Here is a 20,482-nt window from a genome sequence, read left to right as displayed (position 1 = left end):
GGCGGCGTCGCTGTCTAGACTCGAAGCCGTGACCGAACGCGACCCCGACAGCACCGGCGAACCCGGCGACGGCCAGGAGGGTTTGCAGGAGGTGCTGAGGTTGCTGCACGCCTCGCGCGGCATCGACTTCACCGGGTACAAGCGTTCCACCCTGCTGCGCCGGATCAGCCGGCGCATGGCGGCCCTCAACGCCCGCACCTACGCCGACTACTGCGATCTGCTGGAACTCCATCCCGAGGAGTTCACCCGCCTGCTGGACAGCCTGCTGATCAACGTGACGGGGTTCTTCCGCGACCCGGCCGCCTGGGAGGTCGTCGCCGAGCGGGTGGTGCCCCAGATCCTCGCGGGCAAGGCGCCCGGCGCCCCGATCCGGGTCTGGAGCACCGGCTGCGCCACCGGCGAGGAGGCCTACACCCTGGCGATCATCCTGGCCGAGGCGCTGGGCATCCCGGCGTTCCAGGAGCGCGTCAAGATCTACGCCACCGACGTCGACGAGCAGGCGCTCCAGACCGCGCGGACCGGGGTGTACGCCGAGCGCCGCGTCCAGGACGTGCCGCCGGAGCTGCGCGACCGGTTCTTCGAACCGCTCGGCACCGGGTACGCCTTCCGCCGCGACCTCCGCCGCCAGGTGATCTTCGGGCGCAACGACCTGACCCGCGACGCCCCGATCTCCCGGATCGACCTGCTGACGTTCCGCAACACCCTGATGTACTTCAACTCCGAGACGCAGCGCTCCGTCCTGCGCCGGATCCACTTCTCGCTCACCGACTCGGGCTACCTGTTCCTGGGCAAGGCCGAGATGCTGGTCCACCACGGTTCGCTGTTCGAGCCGGTCGACCTCCGCAAGCGCGTCTTCCGCAAGCTGCCCGGATCCGCGCCCCCGGAGCGCCGCCAGGCCGAGCCGCCGGAGGAGCTCACCGCGCGCCTGGGCGTGGTGCGCGCCGCCGCCCTCGCCGCCGGTCCGGTGGCGCAGCTCGCCGTCGGCGTGGACGGCGACCTGGTGGTCGCCAACACCCGCGCCCAGCACCTGTTCGGCCTGTCGTCCAGCGACATCGGCCGCCCGTTCCGGGACCTGGAGATCTCCTACCGGCCGGTCGAGCTGCGCTCCATGATCGACCAGGTCAAGCGCACCCTGCGTCCGCAGGAGGTCCAGGGGGCGCAGTGGCGGGGGCCGCAGTGGCAGGCCGACACCGACGCCACCTTCGTCATCCTGGACATCTGCGTGGTGCCGCTGCTCGACCGCACCTCCACCCTCGTCGGGTTCGGGATCAGCTTCACCGACGTCACCAGCGGCGTCCAGCTCCGCGAGGAGCTGGAACACGCCAACGAGGAGCTGGAGCGCGCCTACCAGGACGTGCAGTCCCTCAACGAGGAGCTGGAGACCACCAACGAGGAGCTCCAGTCCACCAACGAGGAACTGGAGACCACCAACGAGGAGCTCCAGTCCACCAACGAGGAGCTGGAGACGATGAACGAGGAGCTGCGGTCGACCAACGACGAGCTCCAGGACATCAACGACGCCCTGCGCTCCCGGACCGAGGAGCTCCACCACACCAAGACGTTCTTCGAGTCGGTGTGGGAGAGCCTCGGCCACGCCGCCCTGGTCCTGGACGACGAGCTGCGCGTGATCGTCTGGAGCCAGGGCGCCACCGAGCTGTGGGGCCTGCGCGCGGACGAGGCCCAGGGCCGCCATCTGGCGACGCTGCCCATCGGCCTGCCCGCCAAGGACCTGCTGCCGAGCCTGCAACGGATGCGGCGCTCCCCGGCCCCGCCGCTGCGGTCGACCTTCGACGTCGACGCGGTCAACCGGCTCGGGCACCCCCTGAGGCTGGAGGTGGACGCCCTGCCGCTGCGGCAGGGACCCGCCAGCGGCGGGATCATCCTGCTCGTCAACCGCGTCGACGCGGCCGAGGAGGCCGTGTCCCCGTCGGCCGACGGCGGAAAGGGCCGCCCGGCGGTCTCCCCGGCGGCCGAGGACGGCTAGGGCGCGCGGGGCCGCGGCGACGGCCGCCCGGCGTCACGCCTCGGCGCGCATCTCCTCCATCTCCTTCAGCACCTTCTTGCGGGCGCGGGCGGAGAGGCGGTCGATGTACAGCTTGCCGTTCAGGTGGTCGGTCTCGTGCTGGAGGCAGCGGGCCAGCAGGCCGGTGCCCTCGACGGTGATGGGGGAGCCCTTGACGTCGAAGCCGGTGACGGCGGCGCGGTCGGGGCGCGCCACCGGGGCGTGCGGGCCGGGGACCGACAGGCAGCCCTCGTCGCCGTGGTCGAGGTGGCGGTGCTCGGGGAGTTCGAGCGTCGGGTTGACCACGACGCCCTTCTGGTGCACGCCGTCCTCGTCGGGGCAGTCGTAGACGAACACGCGCAGGTCCACGCCGATCTGGTTGGCGGCCAGGCCCACGCCCTCGGCCGCGTACATGCTGGCGAACATGTCGTCGACCAGTGCGGCCAGCGCGTCGTCGAACTCCTCGACCGGACGGCACGGCCGGTGCAGCACCGGCGTTCCCACGATCGTGATCGGTCGCGCCGTACCCGTCATGCGCCTCCCCTTCCGAAAGTCCCGCCACATGGTATTCGGCGACGGAGGGTGACGGGGAGGGTCAGCCGTGCCCGTTGAAGACCAGCCAGACGCCGGCCAGCACGTGCGCGACCAGGGTGATGGCCAGCGCGACCTTGAACAGGGCCTTGGCGGTGGGGTGGTCGAACTGCGAGCCCTTCTCCGGCCCGACCGCCGACCGCTCCAGCGCCTGGTCCTCCAGCTCGTCCAGGGAGGGCAGGAACGAGGGGCGTCTCATCGGGTCTCCTCTCGGCGCGCCGGCGTATCCGTTGGCCCGCAAATACTTTGTACACCAATCATTGGTACGATTCCTTTATAGTTCAGGACGCTCGCCGGGTGGAGTCCGTGATGGCTGATGTGACCGAGACCACCGATCCCCTCGCCCTGGAGAACCAGGTGTGCTTCGCGCTGGTCGTCGCCTCGCGGAGCGTGCTGGCGCTCTACCGGCCGATCCTGGAGCCGATGGGCCTCACCCACCCCCAGTACCTGGTGATGCTGGCGCTGTGGGAGCACCGCCACCTGTCGGTGAAGGAGCTGAGCCGGCTCCTGCAACTCGACCCCGGCACGCTGTCCCCCCTCCTCAAACGCCTGGAGGCGGCCGGTCTCATCCAGCGCGAGCGCGACGCCCGCGACGAACGCCTCCTCCGCGTCACCGTGACCGCCGAGGGCCGGGCCCTGCGCGAGCGGGCCGAGCGGATCCCCGCCCGGATCATGGAGACGCTGGGCATGGGCATGGCCGAGCTCCAGGACCTGCACCGCACCCTGACCCGCGTCATCGACGCCGCCTCGGCGAACGACCCCCGGTCCGGCGGATAATCGCCGCGTGCGGTTCGGGGTCCTGGGGCAGACGCGGGCGTGGCGCGCCGACGGGACCGAGATCCCGTTGGGCGGCCCCGCGCGCCGCGCGCTGCTCGCGCTGCTGCTGGAACGCCCCGGCGAGGTCGTCCCCGCCGGGCTGCTGGTCGAGGAGCTGTACGGCGGGGACGGCGCGCACGCGTTGCAGGCGCAGGTGTCCCGGCTGCGGCGCGACCTCGTCGTGGAACGCGCCGGACCCGGCTACCGGCTCGACGCGCGGCCCGAGGCCGTGGACGCGGGCCGCTTCGAGCGGCTGGCCGGCGAGGGGCGGGCCGCGCTGCGCGCCGGGGACCCCGGGGGCGCGGCGCGGCTGCTGCGGGAGGCCCTGGACCTGTGGCGCGGCGAGGCGTTCGCCGACGCCCCCGGACGCGCGACGGCCCTCCGCCTGGAGGAACGCAGGCTCACCGCCCTGGAGGACCGGCTGGAGGCCGACCTGGCGACCGGCCGGGACGTCGTGCCCGAGCTGCGCGGGCTGGCCGCCGCCCACCCCCTCCGCGAACGCCTCCACGCCCTGCTCATGCGGGCCCTGCGCGCGGAGGGCCGCCCGGCCGAGGCGCTGTCGGTGTTCGAGGGGACCCGCCGGACGCTCGCCGCCGAGCTCGGCGCCGACCCCTCGCCCGACCTGGCGGGCCTGCACCGCGACCTGCTGACCGCCGCGCCCGCCCGGCCGCCCGCGCCGCTCACCGGGTTCGTCGGCCGCGCCGACGAGATCGCCGGGCTGCGCGGCCTGCTCGCGGACGCCCGCCTGGTCACCCTGGTCGGGCCCGGCGGCGTCGGCAAGACCCGGCTGTCGATCGAGGTCACGCGGCGCTGGGACGGCGAGGTCTGCTTCGTTCCGCTCGCGGCCGTCGGCGAGGCGGCCGGGCTGCCGCTCGCGCTGCTGGGCGCGCTCGGGCTGCGCGACGGCGGGCTGCTGTCCGGGCCCGGCGGCGAGCCGGTGGAACGCCTGGTCACCGCGCTCGGCGACCGCGAGCTGCTGCTCGTCCTCGACAACTGCGAGCACCTGGTCGAACCCGTCGCGGACCTGGCGTGGGGGCTGCTGTCGTCGTGCCCGGGGCTGCGCGTGCTGGCGACCGGCCGCGAGCCCCTCGGCGTGACCGGGGAGCACCTGTGGCAGGTGCGGCCGCTGCCGGGGGACGCGGCGGAACGGCTGTTCACCGAACGCGCGCGGGCGGTGCGGCGCGGGTTCGTCCCGGACGCGCGGGTGGGCCGGGTGTGCCGGGCGCTGGACGACCTGCCGCTGGCGATCGAGCTGGCGGCGGCGCGGCTGCGCACGCTGACGCTGGAGGAGCTGACCGACCGCCTCGACGACCGTCTCGGTGACCGGCTCGGCCTGCCCGGCAGCCGCGCGGGCGAGGCGCGGCACCGCACGCTGCGCGCCGTCGTCGGGTGGAGCTGGGACCTGCTGACCGGCGAGGAACGCCGCGCCGCCGCCCGGTTCTCGGTGTTCGCCGGGGGCGCGACCGCCGCGGCGGCGCGGGCCGTCTGCGGTCCCGGGAAGGCGGAGTCCCTGGTCGACAAGTCGCTGCTGGAGTTCGACAACGGCCGGTTCCGCATGCTGGAGACCATCCGCGCCTACGCCGCCGAACGCCTGGCCGCGCTCGGTGAGACCGCCGACGCCGAACGCGCCCACCTCGCCCACCACCTGGAGACGGCCCGCGCGCTCGCCCCCGACCTGCTGGGCCGCGGCCAGCTCGCCGCGCTGCGCGCCCTGGCCGCCGACCACGACGACCTCATGGCCGCGCTGCGCCGGACCGTGCGCGCCGGGGACGCGGACGCCGGGCTGCGGCTGCTCGCCGCGCTGTCCACATACCTGTGGATATCCGGGCGGTGCCGGGACGCCGCCGGGACCGCCGGGGCGCTCCTCGACCTCGCCGGGGACGCCGTCCCCGCCGGGCTGGAGGAGGAGTACGCGCTGTGCGCGACGGTCGCGGCCTCCGACCGGGCGGGCCTGGCGGCCTGGCGGCGGCACCGGGACACCGCCGCGGCGGCCGTCCTCGCGGGCGACGGGCCGCGGCGGCACCCGGCGCTGGGCTTCCTGTGGCTGATGGCCCGCGCCGCCGACAGCTCGATCGAGCTGGCCTACGCGCTGATCCACGCCGACCTGCGCAGCCCGCACCCGTGGGCGCGGGCCGCCGCGCACCTGATGTGCGGCTACCCGGAGACGGCCCGGGGCGACGCCGCCCGCGCGGAGGCGGAGTTCGGCCGCGCCCGCACGCTGTTCCGGGAGGCGGGGGACCGGTGGGGGACGGCGTTCGCGACCGACTCGCTGGCCGGGCTGCTGGCGCTGCGCGGCGAGTGGGACCGGGCCGTCGCGCTGACCGACGAGGCGCTGCGGCTGATGGAGGAGCTCGGCGCGGTGGACGACCAGTGCGACCTGCTGTGCAACCGGGGCGACCAGCGGTTCGCCGCCGACCCGGACGGGGCGCGCGAGGACTACGCCCGCGCCGCCGGGCTGGCCCGCCGCGCGGGCAGCGCCACCTACCTGGCGTCGGCGCTGCGGGGCCTCGGCGACGTCGCGCTGTGGCGGGGCGACGTCGCCGGGGCGCGGCGGCTGTACGAGGAGGCGCTGGACCGGTTCGACCCGCGCTGGCTGCGGACCCTCGGCAGCCGGGCCCGCGCGTTCGTCGGCGCGGGCCGGGTCGCGGTCCGGGCGGGCGACACCGCCGGGGCGCGGGAGCGGTTCCGGCAGGCCGCCGCGTCGGCGGCGTCGCTCGGGGTCTACTACGAGTCGGCGCGGGCGGCCGTCGCGATGGCCGGGATCGAGCCCGACCCGGCGGCGGCGGCGCGCCTGCTCGGCGCGGCGTCGGCGCTGCGCGGCGCCCTCGACGACGGCGAGTGGCGGGCCGCCGCGGACACGGTCCGCTCCGCGCTCGGCGACGACGCCTACGACGCCGCGTTCGCGGACGGCGCGCGGCTGCGGCGCGACGGCGCGCTGCGGCTGCTCGGGGTCGGCGAGGACGTCATCGCCGCCGCCCCCGTCCTGGCCGGCCCGCCGGTGAGCGAGCGGTGAGGGCGCGGTGAGCGCCGCCGGACAGGCTCGCCCCCATGAACGACGTCCTCGTCTCCGGCGCCTCGGTCGCCGGTCCCGCGCTCGCCCACTGGCTCACCCGGCACGGCTACTCCGTCACGATCGTCGAGAAGGCCCCCGGACTCCGTGACGGCGGCTACGCCGTCGACTTCCGGGGCCGCGCCCACCTCACCGTGCTGCGCCGCATGGGCATCCTCGACCAGGTGCGCGCCGCGCGGACCGGGCTGGGGCCCTTCACCCTGGTCAACGCCGACGGCGAACCGCTGGTGGAGCTGCCCGGCGACCTGTTCTCCGGCGACATCGAGATCCTGCGCGGCGACCTCGGCCGCATCCTGTACGACCTCACGAAGGACCGCGCCGAGTACCGCTTCGGGGACTCGATCGCCGCGCTGGAGGAGGACGGCGGCGGGGTGACGGTCACGTTCGACAGCGGCCCGACGCGCCGCTTCGACCTGGTGGTCGGCGCCGACGGGCTGCACTCCAACGTGCGCCGCCTGGCGTTCGGCCCCGAGGAGCGCTTCGTCCGCCACCTCGGCCTCTACACGGCCGTGTTCAGCACGGGCAACCTCCTCGGCCTCGACCACGCGGGCCTGGGCCACAACGCCCCGGGCCGCGTCGTCGGGTTCTACAGCGCCCGCCACGACACCGAGGGCCGCGCCGTCTTCTTCTGGGGATCCCCACCGCTGGAGTACGACCGGTACGACACCGCCGCCCAGAAGAGGATCCTCGCGGAACGCTACGCCGACGTCGGCTGGGTCACCCCCCGGCTGCTGGCCGCCCTCGACGACGCCCCCGACTTCTACTTCGACGCCGTCGCCCAGGTCCGCGCGGACACCTGGACGCGGGGCCGCGTCGCGCTGGCCGGGGACGCCGCCCACTGCCCGTCACCGCTGTCGGGCATGGGCACGGGCCTGGCCATGGTCGGCGCGTACGTGCTGGCCGGGGAGCTCGTCGCCGCCGGAGGGGACCACCGCGTCGCGCTGCCGCGCTACGAGCGGGTCATGCGCCCCTACGCGCAGGGCTGCCTGAGGCTGGGCCAGGGTGCGGCGAACTTCATGGTCCCGCCCAACCGCCTCATGAACTGGTTCGTGCGGGCCAACTACCGGGTGCTGCCCTACCTGCCGTGGAAGGGCCTGATGGCCCGCGCCGCCCGCAACGCCGCCGAGGGCGTCGACCTGCCCGACCACCGGCTGTGACGCCCCGCGGACCGGCGCGCGGCCGGGAGGCGGCTACGCCCTCCGCGCCGCGCGCCGGTCCAGCAGCGCGGGCACCAGCGCCGCCGCCATGACGGCCGCCGTCACCGCGAACCCCACCCGGTAGTCGAACCCGCCCGCCACGAACCCGAACCCCACGGCCCCGATCCCGATGCCCGCGTCGTAGGCGAGGTTCCACAGCGTGCTGACGGTGTCGAACTCCTCGCGCTCCACGCGTTCGAACATCACCGCCAGGGTCGCGTTCTGCGCGATCCCGAACCCCGCCCCGAACAGCGCCGCCGCCGTCAGCGCCACCACCGGCGCGTCGACCCGCACCAGCAGCGCCAGCCCCGACGCCGCCAGCACCACGCTCGGCACCAGCAGCGCCGCCGACCGCCCGTGACGTCCCGCCGCCCACCGCGCGACCGGCGTGACGCACGACTGGACGAACAGCGCCACCGCCGCCCAGCGCCGCTGCCCCGGGGGCATGGCCAGCGGCAGGAACGTCGACATCACCCCCGAGGCCACCGTCGTCGCCCCGAAGATCAGCGAGGGGCGCAGCAGCCCGGCGTTCCGGATCCCCGCCAGCAGACCGGCGCCGTGCGCGACGCCGTCGAGGTGCCGCGACGGCAGCCCCGGCGTCGCCGCCAGCGGCAGCAGCGCCACCAGCGCCCCGGCGGCGAACACCGGCCCGTACCCGACGTGCAGCCCCAGCCACACCCCGAGCGGCAGCCCCGCGATCCCGGGCGCGCTGACCACGACCCCGTAGACGCCCAGGACCTCGCTGCGGCGCCCCTCGGGCGCCAGGTCGGCCACCACCGAGGTCGAGACGACGACCACGATCCCCAGCCCCGCCCCGCGCACGAAGCCCAGCGCCAGCACCGGCAGGAACGCCCGCGAGTCCGCCGCCGCCAGCGCCCACAGCCCCAGCGACGGCACCCCCAGCAGGAGCAGCCCCGCCGCCGTCACCGCCCGGGGGCCGAACCGCCGCGTCCACCGGGGCGTCAACGGCTCCGCCAGCACCGTTCCCAGCATCAGCACGCCCGTGGACAGGCCCGCGCCCGCGTCCCCGGCCCCGTTGGCGGACACGAACAACGGCACCGACGACATCAGCAGGAAGACGCTCGACACGGCCCCCGCCGTGGAGACGAACATCAACGCGAGCGGACGGCCCACCAACCGAGGCCGCCGAACCCCACCCACCACAACGCCTCCCAGTCCCGACGCCCACCTCAGCCCAGCTTCGGTGAAGACGGCCCGCGGCGGATCGGCCGGATGCCCTATTCCGGTGCCGGAACCGGGGAGCGGACGTCAGTGGCGGGGCGCGCGGACGGCGCGGACGAGGGTGTCGACCGCGTGCCGGGTCTCGCCGTCGACCTCGACGGGGCGCAGGACGCGTTCGGCGCGCTGGATCGTCAGGCCGGGCAGCGCGCCGGTCACGCTGTCGGGGGTGTGCAGGATCGCCGGGTCCTGCGGGCCGCCGACACCGTCGGTCAGGTTGGCGCGGTCGTGGCCCACGAACAGCAGCACGCCGCCGGGGCGCAGCGCGGCGGCGGCCTTGCGCAGCACGTCCGCCATGTCCGCGGCGGGCAGGTGCAGGTAGGCGATCACCACGGCGTCGAAGGAGTCCTCCTCCGGCCGCCACGCCGTGATGTCCGCGGCGACGACCTCGACCTCCAGCGACCGCGCCTTCGCCAGCTCACGGGCGCGTTCGACGGCGACGGGGGAGAAGTCCACGGCGGTGACGCTCCAGCCGTGCTCGGCGAGCCACAGGGCGTTGCGGCCCTCCCCGGCCGCCAGGTCCAGCGCCCGGCCGGGCGTCCTCCCGGTGAACTCCTCGGCGACGAACCGGTTCGGCTCGGCGGACCACAGCATCTCCCGCGCGGCGTATCGACTGTCCCAGGCGTTGGCGTCCACGCCGCCATCGTAGACGTCGCCCCCGACGGCACGGGCGGCCCGGTGGCCCTCCGGGAGTGCCGTGATCTTCCCCTTTTCCGAAGTCCGCTACCAAGATCACGATATGGTCGGGTTCCTCCAGGGAAGGGGAAACCTGTGGGTCGTCCATGGTTCCGCGTGTCCGTCGCGCTCGCCGTCACCGCCGCCGCCGTGTCCCTGCCGGGACAGGCGCAGGCGGCCTCCGAGCCGCTCGCCGAGAAGCTGCGGCGGACGATCGACGGCCTGCGCTTCCAGGAGGTCCTGGACACCGCGCCGCCCGCCTCGCCGCAGGCCAAGCGGCTGCCGACCGTGGACCGGGAGCGCCAGACCACCGCCGACGTGCGCCGCCTGGCCGCCACCGCCGCGCCGCAGCCGATCTCCCAGCAGCCGCAGCTCGACGCCACCGTCATCGAGCTGGACGGCAAGGGGCGGCCGATCCGGTCCGGCACCGTCCTGATGAGCCCGCTGTACCCGAAGGGCGTCACGGTCCCGGTCGACCGGAACCTCTCCACCACGTCGGTCCGCTGGCGGCAGTGGGACGACAAGGGCTGGTACGCCAACAAGGGCCAGGGCACGATCGACGTGGTCCCGGGACGCGAGAACGCCCCGCTGGACCACATGCTCGCCTACCCCGCCTCGGTCCTGAAGCTGATGGTCAACTTCGGGGTCCTGCGCCTGGTCGACAAGGGCGAGATCACGCTCGACACCGTGTACGACTACCGGCCCGACCCGGTCAGCCCGCTGTGCGGCGGCGCGACCTCCAAGCCGGTCCGCCAGTACATGGACGAGTCGCTGACCTGGTCGTCCAACGGCGCCTCCTGCGCCCTCATCAAGCTCCTGCACGACCGCGGCGCGATCGACCCGCTGAACCAGGCGTTCCAGGACCTCGGCCTCCGGACGCTCCAGCTCAAGAACACCAACCCCGCCAACGGCGGCCGCTGGTCCAACTCCGTCACGATGAGCTCGCTGGACACCGCCAAGCTGCTCACCCTGATCAACGGCGCGCCCGGCACGGTCTGGAGGGCCCCGGACGGCACGCCGGTCACCCGGAACGTCCTGTCGGCCGCCTCCCGGCGCTTCTTCCTGGAGAAGCTCTCCCAGCAGGGCTTCAACGACATGCTCTCCTCGGTCAACCGCTGCGGCGCGGCCTACCCGGCCCCCGGCATCCCGCACAAGGTCGCCGACCGCTGGATCGGCCCCGACGGCACCGTCACCGTTAACGGCCAGAAGTTCGGCCGCGACGTGCGGCCCTGCAACGCCAAGGCCGAGGTGACGTTCGCGCACAAGACCGGCTGGGTGAACAACTCGGCCGCCGACGCGGGCATCGTCCGCTCCATCAGCAAGAACGGCCGCCGTTACGTCGTCGCGGTCTTCTCCAACCTCGGCACCCAGTACGTCGACGCGAACCGGCCCGCCGTGGAGCCGGGGACCTACCCGTACTCCTACACCGAGAAGTTCGCGAAGCTCGGCAACCTGATCGACGCCTACGAGAGGCGCCGCGCCTCCTGACGCGAGGTCCGGAAGCGCGCCCGGTACTCCGACGGCAGCACTCCCAGCCGCCGGAGGAACGCCCTCCGCAGGGACTCGTCGCTTCCGAACCCCGCCCGCGCCGCCGCCTCCGCGACCGACTCCCCGGCGTCCAGCGACGCCTGGGCGGCCTCCACCCGCACCGCCTCGACGTAGGCGGCGGGCGTGCCGCCGACGTGCTCGCGGAACAACCGGGTCAGGTGCCGGACGCTGACGCCGGCCCGCGCCGCCATCGCCACCGCCGAGTGGTCGGCGGCCGGGTCGGCGACCACGGCGTCCACCGCCGCCCGCAGCGGCCCGCTCCGGGGCCGGGGGGTGCGCGCCGCCACCGAGAACTGCGACTGCCCGCCCGGCCGTTGCAGGAACACGACGAGGTCCCGCGCCACCTCCCGCGCCAGGTCCGCGCCGTGGTCCTCCTCCACCATCGCCAGCGCCAGGTCGATCCCGGCCGCGACCCCGGCCGAGGTGAGCACCCCCCGGTCCCGCACGTAGATCGCGTCCGGTTCGACGGCGACCCCGGGATGCAGCCGCGCCAGCAGCCCGGCGTACCGCCAGTGGGTCGTGGCCCGCCGCCCCTCCAGCGCCCCGGCCGCCGCCAGCACGAACGCCCCCGTGCACACCGACGCGACCCGCCGCACGCGGGGGGCCGCCTCCCGCACCGCCGCCAGCAGCCCCTCCGGCAGCGCGTGCCGGGGCAGGTCCGGCCCGCCCGGCACCACCAGCGTGTCCGCCTCGGGCACGCCGCGCGCCGTCACCAGCCGCGTCCCGGCGGCCGTGCCGACCTCGCCCCCGTCCGGGGAGCACAGCACCGTCTCGTACGCGGCGCCCAGCCGCCCCGCCGTGCCGAACACCTCCAGCGGGGCCGTGACGTCCATCAGCCGCACACCCGCGTACGCCAGGACCGCGATCCTCATCCCGCCACGCTAACCGCCCCGCATGTCCGGATGTGCGGGATTCCTGGCCGGACGGACACGGCGCGGCGGTGGCCGCCCCCGGCATGCTCGACGCCATGGACACGACCCGACGACCGCCGTTCCCGCCGTTCACCGAGGAGACCGCCCGCGCGAAGGTCCAGGCCGCCGAGGACGCCTGGAACACCCGCGACCCCGAACGCGTCGCCCTCGCCTACACCCCCGACTCGGTCTGGCGGAACCGCGACCGGTTCCTCCGGGGCCGCGACGAGATCGTGAGGTTCCTGACCGCCAAGTGGGAGCGCGAGCGGGACTACGCCCTGCGCAAGGAGCTGTGGGCGTTCACCGACGACCGCATCGCCGTCCGCTTCCAGTACGAGTGGCACGACGACGCGGGCCAGTGGTGGCGCAGCTACGGCAACGAGCTGTGGGAGTTCGACGGCGACGGCCTGATGCGCCGCCGCGAGGCCAGCATCAACGACGTGGCGATCACCGACTCCGAGCGCCGCGTCCGGGGTCCCCGCCCGCCGGAGGAGCACGGCGCGCCGATCCCCCTGCGCTGACCGGTCAGCGCAGGTGGGCGGCCTTGAGCGCCATGTGCAGCAGCAGCCGGTCCGCCCCGGAGTCGAGGTCCAGACCCGTCAGCTCCTCGATCCGCGACAGCCGGTAGTAGAGGGTCTGGCGGTGGACGTTCAGCGCGGCGGCCGTGCGCTGGGCGTTCCCCGCCTGGTCCAGGTAGGTCTCGGCGGTCAGCCGCAGCGGCGCGTTCTTCGGGTCCAGCAGCGGTGCGACCGCCGGATCGCCGTCCGACAGCTCCGTCAGCATCCGGTACGGCCCCAGCGCGTCCCACGCCGCCACCGGCCCCGCGCCCGGAACGTCCCGCGCCACCCGCAGCGCCGCCCGCGCCTGCCGGACCGCCTCCCGCACCCGCCCCAGGTCCCGGCCCAGCCCGCTGATCCCGACCGCCCCGGCCCGCGCCGCGATCCGCGCCGCCTGGGCCCTCCCCTCCGCCAGGTCCCGCACGGGCGCCAGCAGCACGTCCCGCGTCGCGATCATTCCGTACGGCGCGGGCCGCAGCTCGCCGCCCACCACCATGACCACGAACGGGGAGGCCGCCACGGCGTGGTCGGCCAGCAGGGAACGCCCCTCGGCGCGCTCGGCCTCCGCCTCCGCCAGCAGCAGTCCCAGCGCCCGCGACGGCCGCCCCTGCTCGGCCAGCAGCGCCCCCGCCGCGCCGGCCAGCCGCATGGCCTCCGCCAGCCGGGGGTCGTCGAGCCCGATCGCGCCCTCGTCCAGCAGCCACAGGTACCCGTAGGTCACGCCCGCGTCCCGCGCGGGCAGGCACAGCCGGGCCAGCACCCCGGTCCTCGGATCGTGCGGGGTCCGCACCGGCCCGGCGGCCCGCGCGATCCCGAAGCTCTCGAACCAGGCCCGCACCCCGGCGGGAGAGCTGCGGCGCAGGATCGACCCGGTCCGCACCGCGTCCAGATCGCCCTCCTGCGCCGCGAAGGCGATCAGCCGGAAGTCGCGGTCCTCCAGCGTCGCCGGGGCCGCCAGCAGCGCCGACACCTCGTCGACGAGCGCCTGGAAGTCGCCTTCATACACATGTACAAGTATGTTCCGCCCGTTGTCGCTGTCCCGGCACCGCCACGCCTCCCTACCGTCGGGGACGGAAGAAGGAGGTGCCCGATGCTCGGTCCCGTTCTGTTGGTCGCGTCCCGCAGCGACGCGATGCGCAAGCTGGTCGCCGGCGCGCCCGTCACCCGGCCCGTGGTGGACCGGTTCGTCGCGGGCGAGACGCTGGCCGACGCCCTGACGGCGGTCCGCTCGCTGACCGGCGACGGCATCGAGGTCACCCTCGACCACCTCGGCGAGGACATCACCTCCGCCGCCGAGGCCCGCGCCACCCGCGACGCCTACCTCCGCCTGCTGGAGGCCCTGGCCCGGGAGGGCCTCGGCACCCGGGCCGAGGTGTCGGTGAAGCTGTCGGCGTTCGGCCAGGCCCTCCCGACCGGCGGCGACGACCTGGCCTACGAGGGCGCGCGCCGCGTCGCCGAGGCCGCCCGCGCCGCCGGGACCACCGTCACCCTGGACATGGAGGACCACACCACCGTCGACTCCACCCTCGGCATCCTCGCCAGGCTGCGCGAGGAGTACCCCGAGACCGGCGCGGTGCTCCAGTCCTACCTGTTCCGCACCGAGGACGACGCCCGCGCGCTGGCCACCGAGGGCTCCCGCGTCCGCCTGGTCAAGGGCGCCTACCGCGAGCCCGCCACGGTCGCCCACCAGGACAGGGCCGAGGTCGACCGCGCCTACGTCCGCTGCCTGAAGATCCTCATGGCGGGCCGGGGCTACCCGATGATCGGCTCGCACGACCCGCGCCTGATCCGGATCGCCCAGGAACTGGCCGCCCGCCACGGCCGCAAGCCCGGCGACTACGAGTTCCAGATGCTCTACGGCATCCGCGCCGACGAGCAGCGCCGCCTGACCGGGCAGGGCCACCGCGTCCGCGCCTACATCCCTTACGGCGCCGACTGGTACGGGTACTTCATGCGCCGCCTGGCCGAGCGCCCCGCGAACCTGACGTTCTTCCTCCGCTCGTTCCTGCCTTCCAGGTGAAGAGACTTCGCCCTGCGCACAACGGCGTGCGCCGGGCGGAACCCCGTCGGGACCGGCCGCGCGAGAAGACCCTTGTGCCCGCGCGGCCGGTCCTGTCATCATCCAGGGCATGATCGATGGAAAGGCGGCCGGCGAAGTCACCCGGTGACCCGCCCGGCGAAGCCGCGCGAGCGCGGCGCACGAGTTCCCGTCCCCTCCCCGATCGACCGCTGGCGTGAGGCCGCGGCGATCCGGGACGAGTGGCTGACCGAAGCCCTCTCCACGCGACCGGCGGACCGTTCCGCGGCGGAGACCGCGATCGGCGGCCTGTACTCCCTGGTCGGCAGGGAGCCCCCGGACTTCGTCTGGGTGGACTCGCCCGCCGCCGCGCTGAACGCCCTCCCTCCCGACCCGCCGCCCCGCCCGAACGGGGACTTCCTGCGCACGGACCCCGGCGGCTGGCCGGTGGCGCTGCTGCTGGCCAACCTGGTCTCCGACCTGCGCGCGGGCCTGGACGCCCGCCGCCGGCAGCCCCGGCGGGGCTGGTGGCAGCGGCCCGCGGACGACAGCGCGCCGGAAGACCTGCTGGCCGACGGGGAGGAACTGCCCGACGTCCTCCAGTGGGCGTTCCGTGACCCCCTCCGGGCCTCCGTCCTCGACTCGCTGCGGAACCACATCCGCGCGGTCCTCGGCAACGAACGCGGTGACCTGCCCTGGAGCGGCCAGCACGACGCGCACTGGGTCGCCGAGTTCGACGTCCACCGGCGGCTCGGCATGGCGCGCTACCGCGGGCCGGACGAGGCCCAGCTCGACCTGTGGGCGACGCTGGCGCGTTCCTGCGGCTGGTGGTGGCCGTACGAAGAGGTCTGCGTCGTCTCCGAACGCCCCGCCGAGATCCACGCCGAACCCGAGCCGGGCCGCCCCGACGGCGAGGTCCGGCTCCACAACCCCGACGGACCGGCCCTGCGTTACCGCGACGACTGGGCCCTCTACTTCTGGAACGGCACCCGCGTCCCGGCCTGGGTCGTCACCGACCCGGACCCGGCGCGCGTCGCCGCCGAGCCGAACATCGAGGTGCGCCGCTGCGCCATCGAGAAGATCGGCTGGGAGGCGTACATCGAACGCGGCGGCCTGCGCCTGCTCGCGGCCGCTCCCGACCCCGGCAACCCCGGCTGCGAACTGCGGCTCTACGAGCAGCCCGGCACCGGCCCGGCCTCGTTCGCGAACATCCTGCTCGCCGTCAACGGCTCCGTCGAGCGCGACGGGCGCCGCCGCCGCTACGGCCTGAACGTCCCCTCCTTCCTCGACGATCCGGTGGCCGCCGCGGCCTGGTCCTACGGGCTGGACGCCGCCCAGTACGCCACCCTCGTCCGACGTACCTGAACAGGTGATGCGCATGACCACCCTTACCCTCTCCGACCTGACCGCCCGCACCGGCCTCGACGTCCTGGACCACCTGGAGCGGGACGTCGCCATCCCCGTCCTCGACGGCCTCCAGGCCCAGGGCGACCTGCTCGTCATCCCCCTGGCCATGCTCGGGAAGGCCGTCTCGATCGACTCGTGGGCGTCCTGGCTGGAGGTGTCCGCCGGCGGCGTCGAGGTGCTGCGCGGCGCCGCCGGGGGCAACCCGCACACCCTCGTCGCCGAGCCCGGCGCCTGCGAGTGGACGACCAACCTGGCCGACACGACGCGCCTGGCCGTCGGCGCGTTCCGCACCACGGCCCCGGCCTACCTGCTGCATCCCGAGCACGGCGGGTCGGGCGTCGCACCCGGCACGTACGTGATCCGCCGCCAGCGCGAGCGCGGGGTGGCGCCCACGCCGTTCTCCGGCGTGCGCACCGGGGGCGTCCGCTTTATCGCCGACTGAACGCGGCGGGGCCCCGCCACGCGTCGGGGGCGTGGCGGGCCTCGTTCCGCGGGTCGGATCGCGAAGCGGTGTCGCGCCCGCCAGGACCCGGTGAGGTGCGAGCCCCCGGGGCGAGCGCCGTGGGCCAGGGCTTTTCGGACACGACCTACTCGCGGACGCCGAGGCCCTCCACCGGCGCGGGCCGCAGTGCGGCCCGTGCCGGGAGGGCGGCGGCCAGCAGCGCCAGCAGCCCGGCCCCGCCGACGATCCCCAGGTAGCCGAGGACCGGGACGTGCGGGGTGGCGGTCCCGGTCATGCCGGAGCTGTAGGCGACCAGCGTCACCAGCGCGACCAGCGTTCCGAGCACCGCCGCGACCAGCACGACCGCCAGGGTCTCCAGCCGCACCATCCGCAGCACCTGCCGCCGCGTCGCGCCGACCAGGCGCAGCAGCGCCAGCTCCCGGGAGCGGCCCGCGACGGCCATGGCCAGGGTGTTCACCATCGTGATCGCGGCGAACGCGACGATCAGCCCGAGCGCCAGCCGGTTGACCGCGCCGCCGTCCCCGCGTTCCACGGCCGCGGCCCGGTCCCGCACCGGCGCCCCCGCGGCGGCGGCCAGCGCGTCCCGCGGCACGCCCGGCGCGGCGACCAGCACCGTGCTCAGCGGGGCGTCCACGTGCGCGGCGACCAGCGCGTGCGGCAGCGTCAGGTCCCCGAACCCGAGCCCCCGCCGGTAGACGGCCACGACCCGCAGCGTGACCGGCGTCCCGTCGGCCATGGAGAACGACACCCGGTCGCCGACCTTCATGCCGACGCCCTCCCGGGCGGCCATGGTCCCGTTCCCCAGCTCCGCCAGCGACCCGGACGTCACGCCGAGGTCCATGGTCGCCTCCAGCCCCTCGGCCGTCACGCCCTGCACGCTGTAGGGGCTGTTGATCGCCCGCACCCGCGTGTGCAGCACCTCGGTCGCGGCCCGCACGCCCGGCACCCGCCGCACGGCCTCGGCCGCCCGCGCCGGCACACCGGGGCCGATCACGTGGGTGGCGAGGGTGCCCTCCCTCGCCTGCCGTTCGCCCGCGCCCGTCAGCGTCGTCCCGGCGAACAGCAGCGTCGAGGACAGCGCGATCATCAGCGTGAGCGGCGCGACCACCGGGGCGAGGCGGCGCGCGCCCGCCCGCAGGTTCAGCGACGCGAGCCCGCCCGTTCCCGGCAGCGGGGCCAGCGCCAGCGCGGGCGGCCCCAGCACGACCCGGGCGAGCACCGGGCCCAGCAGCGTCACCGCCGTCGTCCACGCCAGCGCGGTCAGCGGCGTCAGCGGCCCGGCCGCCGCGTCGGTGCGCACCGACGCCAGCACGCCCGTCAGCACCGCGCCCACCGCCAGCGCGACCACGCCGCCGGCGACCCGCGCCCACGGCACGCGCGTCACCGCGCCCGACGCCTCGCCCAGGGCCTCCACCGGCCGCAGCCGCGCGACCCGCCGCGCCGCGACCCGCGCCGCCAGCCACGCCGCCGGGACCGTCGCCGCCACCGCCGCGACCGGCGGGAACACGCCCACGCTGAGCGGCAGGTTCGCCGGGATCGCGCCCAGCCCGGTGAACGCCCCGTGCAGCCACCCGCCCAGCAGCATCCCCGCCAGCGCCCCCGGCACCGCCGCCGCGAGCCCCAGCACCAGCGCCTCACTCCCGATCATCTTGCGGAGCTGCCGCGGCGTCATCGCCACGGCCCGCAGCAGCGCCAGCTCGCGTTCGCGCTGCTGCATGGCCAGGCCGAACGTGCCCACCACCGACAGCAGCGCCACGATCAGCGACGTCCCGCCGAGGGCCGCGCCCATGCTCACCAGCCGGGCCCGCGCCCCGTCGGCGCCCAGGAACTCCACGCGCCCCCGGCCATCCCCGACCTGCACGACCGCGCCCGACCCGCGCACGGCCTCCCGCACCGCGCCCTCGGCCCCGGCGGGCCACACGCCGACGGCGTTCACCTTCCCGGCCCGGACCGCCAGCCGCCGTGCCTCCCCGGTCGAGAGGAACACGACACGCTGGTGCTCCAGCCGCTCCCTGGTGACGCCCACGACCCGGTAGGACCCGACGCGCGCCCCGACCCCGGGCCCGCCGGCGTCGACCACGATCTCGCCGTCGGCCACCGGAGCCCGCCCGGCCCGCAGCGTGAACGGCGTCAGCGCCGCCGACTCCCAGCCGTGCCCCTCGGCCCCCGTCCCCGGCACCGGGAAGCTGACCTCGGTCACCACCGAGCGCACGCCCGGCACGCCCCGCAGCCGCTCCGCCAGCTCCGCCGGGATCCACGCCCGCGCGGTGTTGGGCTTGCTCTTCACCTTGGTCTTGACCTCGTCGTCCTTCACCTTCCGCTTCTGGAAGCGGGTCTCGGGGTCCCCGGCGACGACGATCGGCGCGCCCGCGTACCGTTCGGGCTTCACGGTCCCGCGCAGGCCGGTGTCCAGCAGCATCCCGCACGCGCACACCATCGCCGCCGCGCAGAACAGCGCGACGAACGCCCCGGCGAACGCGGCCTTGCGGTGCCGCAACGTGCTCCAGGCGAGTGACAGCATCAGGCGTACGCCCCCAGACGGGTCATGCGCTCGGCGACGGCCTCGGCGGACGGCGTGTGCATCGTGTCCACGATCCGCCCGTCCGCCAGGTAGAGGACGGTGTCGGCGTACGAGGCGGCCACGGGGTCGTGCGTCACCATCACCACCGTCTGCCCGAGCTGGTCGACGGTCTCCCGCAGCAGCCGCAGCACCTCCCGCGCGGTCATGGTGTCCAGCGCCCCGGTCGGCTCGTCCCCGAACACCACCTCCGGCCGCGTGACCAGCGCCCGCGCGATCGCGACCCGCTGCTGCTGCCCGCCCGACAGCTGCGCGGGCCGGTGCGACGCCCGCGCGCCGAGTCCCACGCGTTCCAGCACCTCGCCGAGCCACGCCCGGTCGGCCCTGCGGCGGGCCAGGCGCAGCGGGAGGGTGACGTTCTGCTCGACGGTCAGCGACGGGACCAGGTTGAACGCCTGGAACACGAACCCGATCCGCTGCCGCCGCAGCTCCGTCAGCCGCGCCTCGCCCATCCCCGACAGCTCAGTGCCGCCGAGGCGCACCTGCCCGGCCGTCGGCCGGTCCAGCCCCGCCGCGCAGTGCAGGAGCGTGCTCTTGCCCGACCCCGACGGCCCCATCACGGCCGTGAACCGGCCGCGGGGCAGCCCCACCGACACCTCGCGCAGGGCGGCGACCGCCCCGCGCCCCTTCCCGTACACCCTGCTGACCGCGTCCAGCTCCACCGCATCGCTCATGTCTCCAAGCCTGCTGACCTGCGACGTCCCGCAGTAGAGCGCCGATCACGCGGCACCCGTGAATTCCTCACGGGTGGAGGACGCCCGCGTGCGCGGCCGGGACCCCCGGGAACAGGCTCTAGGCTCATGATCGTGATCCGGGTACTGCTCGCCGAAGACCAGCACGTCATCCGCGGCGCGCTCGCCGCGCTGCTGAACCTGGAGGCGGACCTGGAGGTCGTCGCCGAGGCGTCCGACGGCGCCGAGGCCGTCGACAGGGCCCTGGCCCTGCGCCCCGACGTCGCGGTGATGGACATCGACATGCCCCGCAAGGACGGCCTGGCGGCGGCGGCCGAGCTCCGCGCGAGGCTGCCCGCCTGCAAGGCCCTGATGCTCACCGCCCACGGCAAGCCCGGCCACCTGCGCCGCGCCCTGGACGCGAAGGTCCAGGGCTTCCTGCTCAAGACGGCCCCGCCCGAGGAGCTGGCCGCCGCGATCCGCCGCGTGGCGTCCGGCGAACGCGTGCTGGACCCGTCCCTGGCGGTCACCGCGTGGGACCTGTCGGACAACCCCCTGACCCCGCGCGAGCGGGACGTCCTCGCGCTGGCCGCCGGGGGCGCCGAGCCCGACGAGATCGCGACCCGGCTGCACCTGTCGCCCGGCACGGTCCGCAACAACCTGACGGCGATCATCACGAAGCTGAACGCCCGCGGCCGCACCGACGCGGTCCGCATCGCGGCCGAGTCCGGCTGGATCTGA

General features: G+C 75.3%; 18 protein-coding genes. 10 read left to right on the top strand and 8 right to left on the bottom strand.

Annotated elements, in window-relative coordinates; genetic code table 11:
* Positions 1-28 precede the first annotated feature (28 nt).
* Complete coding sequence (locus HNR61_RS29180; RefSeq protein WP_182846367.1) at positions 29-1,984, top strand: CheR family methyltransferase; 1,956 nt, start codon at positions 29-31, stop codon at positions 1,982-1,984.
* 33 nt (positions 1,985-2,017) lie between these two features.
* On the opposite strand, the gene def is transcribed toward HNR61_RS29180, so the two are convergent.
* Together def and HNR61_RS29170 are read right to left on the bottom strand one after the other, a co-directional pair.
* Positions 2,018-2,536 (bottom strand): peptide deformylase, encoded by a 519-nt coding sequence (def, locus tag HNR61_RS29175; protein ID WP_182846366.1) that lies wholly within the window; start codon positions 2,534-2,536, stop codon positions 2,018-2,020.
* Positions 2,537-2,597: 61 nt separating this feature from the next.
* Positions 2,598-2,792, bottom strand: a complete 195-nt coding sequence (locus HNR61_RS29170) for a hypothetical protein (RefSeq protein WP_182846365.1) — start codon at positions 2,790-2,792, stop codon at positions 2,598-2,600.
* A gap of 110 nt (positions 2,793-2,902) precedes the next feature.
* Here HNR61_RS29170 and HNR61_RS29165 point away from each other — a divergent pair, with 110 nt between their 5' ends.
* Genes HNR61_RS29165 through HNR61_RS29155 form a run of 3 tightly spaced genes read left to right on the top strand, consistent with a single transcriptional unit; the run spans position 2,903 to position 7,636 of the window.
* Complete coding sequence (locus HNR61_RS29165; protein WP_182846364.1) at positions 2,903-3,370, top strand: MarR family winged helix-turn-helix transcriptional regulator; 468 nt, start codon at positions 2,903-2,905, stop codon at positions 3,368-3,370.
* Positions 3,371-3,377: 7 nt separating this feature from the next.
* Positions 3,378-6,422, top strand: a complete 3,045-nt coding sequence (locus HNR61_RS29160) for an ATP-binding protein (RefSeq protein WP_182846363.1) — start codon at positions 3,378-3,380, stop codon at positions 6,420-6,422.
* Positions 6,423-6,457: 35 nt separating this feature from the next.
* Positions 6,458-7,636, top strand: a complete 1,179-nt coding sequence (locus tag HNR61_RS29155) for an FAD-dependent monooxygenase (protein ID WP_182846362.1) — start codon at positions 6,458-6,460, stop codon at positions 7,634-7,636.
* A gap of 33 nt (positions 7,637-7,669) precedes the next feature.
* Here HNR61_RS29155 and HNR61_RS29150 read toward each other — a convergent pair whose 3' ends face one another.
* Both HNR61_RS29150 and HNR61_RS29145 read right to left on the bottom strand, forming a co-directional pair.
* Positions 7,670-8,788 (bottom strand): MFS transporter, encoded by a 1,119-nt coding sequence (locus tag HNR61_RS29150; RefSeq protein WP_182846361.1) that lies wholly within the window; start codon positions 8,786-8,788, stop codon positions 7,670-7,672.
* Positions 8,789-8,944: 156 nt separating this feature from the next.
* Positions 8,945-9,550: a class I SAM-dependent methyltransferase gene (locus HNR61_RS29145; protein ID WP_182846360.1), complete on the bottom strand. Its 606-nt coding sequence runs from the start codon at positions 9,548-9,550 to the stop codon at positions 8,945-8,947.
* A gap of 156 nt (positions 9,551-9,706) precedes the next feature.
* Here HNR61_RS29145 and HNR61_RS50130 point away from each other — a divergent pair, with 156 nt between their 5' ends.
* The gene (locus HNR61_RS50130; protein WP_220509910.1) at positions 9,707-11,077 is read left to right on the top strand and encodes a serine hydrolase; all 1,371 of its coding nucleotides are present in this window, start codon (positions 9,707-9,709) and stop codon (positions 11,075-11,077) included.
* On the opposite strand, the gene HNR61_RS29135 is transcribed toward HNR61_RS50130, so the two are convergent.
* Complete coding sequence (locus HNR61_RS29135) at positions 11,053-12,009, bottom strand: GlxA family transcriptional regulator (RefSeq protein ID WP_182846358.1); 957 nt, start codon at positions 12,007-12,009, stop codon at positions 11,053-11,055. The two genes, HNR61_RS50130 and HNR61_RS29135, sit on opposite strands and share 25 nt — an antisense overlap.
* A 95-nt stretch (positions 12,010-12,104) precedes the next feature.
* Here HNR61_RS29135 and HNR61_RS29130 point away from each other — a divergent pair, with 95 nt between their 5' ends.
* On the top strand, positions 12,105-12,569 hold the full coding sequence (locus HNR61_RS29130) for a nuclear transport factor 2 family protein (protein WP_182846357.1): 465 nt from the start codon (positions 12,105-12,107) through the stop codon (positions 12,567-12,569).
* Between the two features lie 4 nt (positions 12,570-12,573).
* On the opposite strand, the gene HNR61_RS50125 is transcribed toward HNR61_RS29130, so the two are convergent.
* Entirely contained in the window at positions 12,574-13,611 is a 1,038-nt protein-coding gene (locus HNR61_RS50125) for a PucR family transcriptional regulator (protein ID WP_312898148.1), read from the bottom strand.
* Positions 13,612-13,695: 84 nt separating this feature from the next.
* Between HNR61_RS50125 and HNR61_RS46970 the strand changes: the two genes are divergently transcribed.
* The 3 genes from HNR61_RS46970 (at position 13,696) to HNR61_RS29115 (ending at position 16,471) form a co-directional block, all read left to right on the top strand.
* The gene (locus tag HNR61_RS46970; RefSeq protein WP_220509909.1) at positions 13,696-14,625 is read left to right on the top strand and encodes a proline dehydrogenase family protein; all 930 of its coding nucleotides are present in this window, start codon (positions 13,696-13,698) and stop codon (positions 14,623-14,625) included.
* 144 nt (positions 14,626-14,769) lie between these two features.
* The gene (locus HNR61_RS29120; RefSeq protein WP_182846356.1) at positions 14,770-15,987 is read left to right on the top strand and encodes a DUF6745 domain-containing protein; all 1,218 of its coding nucleotides are present in this window, start codon (positions 14,770-14,772) and stop codon (positions 15,985-15,987) included.
* Between the two features lie 13 nt (positions 15,988-16,000).
* Positions 16,001-16,471 (top strand): DUF8820 family protein, encoded by a 471-nt coding sequence (locus tag HNR61_RS29115; RefSeq protein ID WP_182846355.1) that lies wholly within the window; start codon positions 16,001-16,003, stop codon positions 16,469-16,471.
* 145 nt (positions 16,472-16,616) lie between these two features.
* Here the strand turns inward: HNR61_RS29115 and HNR61_RS29110 are convergent, their stop codons facing one another.
* Complete coding sequence (locus tag HNR61_RS29110; RefSeq protein WP_182846354.1) at positions 16,617-19,013, bottom strand: ABC transporter permease; 2,397 nt, start codon at positions 19,011-19,013, stop codon at positions 16,617-16,619.
* Complete coding sequence (locus tag HNR61_RS29105; RefSeq protein WP_182846353.1) at positions 19,013-19,744, bottom strand: ABC transporter ATP-binding protein; 732 nt, start codon at positions 19,742-19,744, stop codon at positions 19,013-19,015. Before HNR61_RS29105 ends, HNR61_RS29110 begins: the two co-directional genes overlap by 1 nt.
* Positions 19,745-19,876: 132 nt before the next feature.
* Here HNR61_RS29105 and HNR61_RS29100 point away from each other — a divergent pair, with 132 nt between their 5' ends.
* The gene (locus HNR61_RS29100) at positions 19,877-20,482 is read left to right on the top strand and encodes a response regulator transcription factor (RefSeq protein WP_312898147.1); all 606 of its coding nucleotides are present in this window, start codon (positions 19,877-19,879) and stop codon (positions 20,480-20,482) included.

This window comes from Actinomadura kijaniata (assembly GCF_014138665.1).
In the GTDB taxonomy this organism is placed as follows: Bacteria; Actinomycetota; Actinomycetes; order Streptosporangiales; family Streptosporangiaceae; genus Spirillospora; species Spirillospora kijaniata.
The sequence above is the reverse complement of the archived record's forward strand: the minus strand, read 5'-3'. Positions and strand labels throughout refer to the sequence as shown.